The sequence below is a fragment of the Levilactobacillus yonginensis genome, from assembly GCF_003946265.1.
GTDB classification, from domain to species: Bacteria; Bacillota; Bacilli; order Lactobacillales; family Lactobacillaceae; genus Levilactobacillus; species Levilactobacillus yonginensis.
Genome location: NZ_RHNO01000052.1, coordinates 1 through 3,103, shown reverse-complemented (window position 1 = coordinate 3,103; position 3,103 = coordinate 1). Strand labels below are relative to the sequence as shown.

The 3,103-nt window shown below is 38.1% G+C and carries 2 protein-coding genes and 3 pseudogenes; all 5 read left to right on the top strand.

What is annotated here, in order from left to right; all coding sequences use genetic code 11:
• A pseudogene (locus EKM87_RS12245) lies at positions 1-312 on the top strand (nicking enzyme TraA protein); the annotation flags it as partial.
• 12 nt (positions 313-324) lie between these two features.
• Positions 325-548: pseudogene (locus EKM87_RS12690) on the top strand (LtrC-like protein); the annotation flags it as partial.
• Positions 549-1,031: 483 nt separating this feature from the next.
• Positions 1,032-2,057 (top strand): IS30 family transposase, encoded by a 1,026-nt coding sequence (locus tag EKM87_RS12235; RefSeq protein WP_010619295.1) that lies wholly within the window; start codon positions 1,032-1,034, stop codon positions 2,055-2,057.
• Positions 2,058-2,422: 365 nt separating this feature from the next.
• Positions 2,423-2,800, top strand: coding sequence for a large-conductance mechanosensitive channel protein MscL (gene mscL / locus EKM87_RS12230; RefSeq protein ID WP_125685026.1), 378 nt, complete (start codon positions 2,423-2,425; stop codon positions 2,798-2,800).
• A 233-nt stretch (positions 2,801-3,033) separates the two neighbouring features.
• Positions 3,034-3,103: pseudogene (locus EKM87_RS12225) on the top strand (recombinase family protein); the annotation flags it as partial.

Here is a 3,103-nt window from a genome sequence, read left to right as displayed (position 1 = left end):
GATCCGACGATTAAGAACAGTCAGATCGAGAAAATCCAAAAGCAGTTAAAAGGGCAACAAGCCAAGGACGACCAGTATAGAAAAGTAAATATTGGACATTATCAACCGCTAAATTACAAGCCAGTTAGTCCAAGCTACTACTTAAAGACGGCCTTTAGTAACGCAATCATGACCGCCCTATATGCCCGTGATGAAGATTACGAACGGCAAAAACAGGTGCAAGGTTTAAAGGAGACTGAGTGGGAAATGACGAAAAAGCAACGGCAACACCAAACTCGAAACCGGCATGAAGATGGGGGTATGCACTTGTAATTCAAATGTAAAATAAAAAAGCTATCAGCCCGAGCGCTTAATCAGTTATATCAAGTTTGCAACGACAAGTTCAGCAAGCAAGGAACCCACAACAAAAATCAGAACTAAAAAATAAACTAAATGATATACACCATGAAATCAGTAATCGAACACAAAAACAGCTGCAAGCATTTGCTGAACAAAACCCCAAAATAAAGAAACCAGAAGTGACAAACAATTTACAGATAAGAAGGTGAGAGAATCATAAATAACCAGTTATTTGAAACAACTAAAGAAGAATTATACCACCGGCCTAAACAGTTAATTAATTTGAACCAATGGCTCCTCGTAACCATTAATACAGCTAAATCGATGATCGATAATACAGATAAATCTCAGTTTATTTATTTAAATCACTTTGTTAAATGTAGTACAACTAGAGATGTTCAGCAAATGTTTGACGAAATACAGGGGAAGTTTGGAAATATAAATTTTTCCCAACGCCATAACCCTAGGTACCTATATCTATGTTCTTTAGTAGCCAATTTTCCACTAATGCAACTTTCAGTTGAAAATTGGCGGTTAATTAAAAATTTTATTTATGTTGATGATTATTTTTTACCTCGATTTAAAATTGAAGTGCAACACCTGCTCTACTAGACCAGTTCTTTATTCAGACTAGTCAAAAAGGCCATGAAGACCTATTCTTAATTCACCACAAACAAGAAAGAGGTATCTTCATGACCCGAATTAAGAATATCATATCTAATCAGTATCACCAACTCAATTTAGCTGAACGTGGTCGAATTGAATCCCTAAGGGACTTAGATTGGTCTATCCGCCGAATTGCCCAGGCCCTTCATCGTAATCCCAGCACGATTTCACGTGAATTAAAACGTGGGACAACGACACAGATTAACGCTAGTACTCATATCTTTGAACAGTCATATCTGGCAGAAACTGGTGAAGCAATTTATCGTAAGCACCGACTAAATAGCTGTTATCGTGGACTCTTTGATCATTGTCAAACCTTCTGTAATGCTTTGGTGACAGCTTTAAAAGCGCGTCCCAGGATGCATAGTGTGGATACTTTTGTCCACCAATTCAAGACTGATCACCCAAGGCTTGTCTGCCCCTCAACACCGACGGTGTACCGGTATATTGATGACCAGCGTTTAGCTATCCGCAATTCAGACCTACCAGCTAAACTACGTCGCCGGATTAAATGCCCCGGGGCAAAGCATCATCGAATCAATAAGAAAAATCTGGGCCATTCAATCGAAGAGCGTCCCGCCATGGTTCAAGCGCGTCAAGAGCTTGGACACTGGGAAGGTGACTTGGTCAAAGGCAAACGGGTTGAATCTGAGCCAGCATTAATGACTTTGACTGAACGTGTTAGTCGCTTAGAGATCATCGTTAAACTTCCCAATTATCATGCCGACACTTGCTTGAAAGCCCTCCAGAATACCTTATATGACTATGGAACCGAGCACTTTAAAACCATTACTTTTGATAATGGTGCTGAGTTCTCAAGCTTGAGTCAAGTCAAGGGAACTGACATCTACTTTGCCCATCCTTATTCACCATGGGAACGTGGAACCAATGAGAACACTAACGGCCTTTTGCGCGAGTTCTTCCCGAAGGGCAGATCCTTGGCTTCGGCCTCACTCATTGACATTCAGCTGGCTCAAGATACCTTAAACAACCGGCTACGGCGGTCATTGAACTATCGCTGCCCAGCCGATCTAATGCCTGAACTAGCTTAGCAACTAGACCACTTCTAAGAATAGATTCTTAGTGTTGCACTTGATTTGACAATTGAGGAAAAAAATGATTTTATTGGTAGCGTTAATAATAATTTGGGCAACCTATAAATTTTTTTCTTCATGGATTTGGTGGATATTAGGAATAATGCTGTTAATTGCTTTGTGGCGTTTTTTGACATCTTGGCCTGTCTTACTACTGATTGCTGGTGCATGCATTTTTCTATTGATTAAGCAGCATCGTGACAAAACTAAATCCAAGTCACCTTACGTTAATAAGAAAGTAACCGTTAATCAAAAGTTTCATTAGCACGACTAGTCCAATACTGATGACTATAAAAGCTGAAAAATTTAAGGGAGAAACTTGTATGTTAAAAGAATTCAAAGAGTTTATTTCACGTGGTAATGTAATGGACTTAGCAGTTGGTGTCATTATTGGAGCTGCCTTTACATCTATCGTTAAGTCATTAGTTGATAACTTAATTAATCCATTAATTGGTATCTTCTTGGGACAAATTGATTTTTCTGATCTTGCCTTTAAAGTTGGTAGTGCAACATTCAAGTATGGTGCCTTTATTAATTCCATTATCAATTTTCTAATTATTGCTTTTGTTGTATTCCTGTTAGTAAAAGGTATCAATAAAATTATGCCTAAAAAAGAAGCTGCCACTGCCCCAATCTCAATGGAAGCTCAATACCTGCAAGAAATTGCTGATATTTTGAAAAAAAATAATTCCCAAAAATAGGCTTTCTTTTGAATAAATTTAATCACGTCAACCTTGCACTTGTTTTTAACTTTTCCACAGGAATTTCAAAATTAAAGAAGTCCTCGATTTAAATTTCATTAATGAAATTTTCTGGATTTAATACAACGATTTTTCAAAACGGCCAATAGGGTATACCCTAATGGTCTTTTTTATTTCTGTGCTATACTAGGAATTACAAGTGTTCATTAGAACTGTCCAAAAGGAGATTGGAAATGGCTAAAATCGGTTATGCGCGTGTGAGTTCCAAGGAGCAACATTTAGATCGACAGTTAGCGGCTTTAA

Coding starts and splice junctions, on each gene's coding strand:
- EKM87_RS12235 (WP_010619295.1), top strand. CDS start 1,032: ATGACCCGAATTAAGAATATCATATCTAATCAGTATCACCAACTCAAT.
- mscL (WP_125685026.1), top strand. CDS start 2,423: ATGTTAAAAGAATTCAAAGAGTTTATTTCACGTGGTAATGTAATGGAC.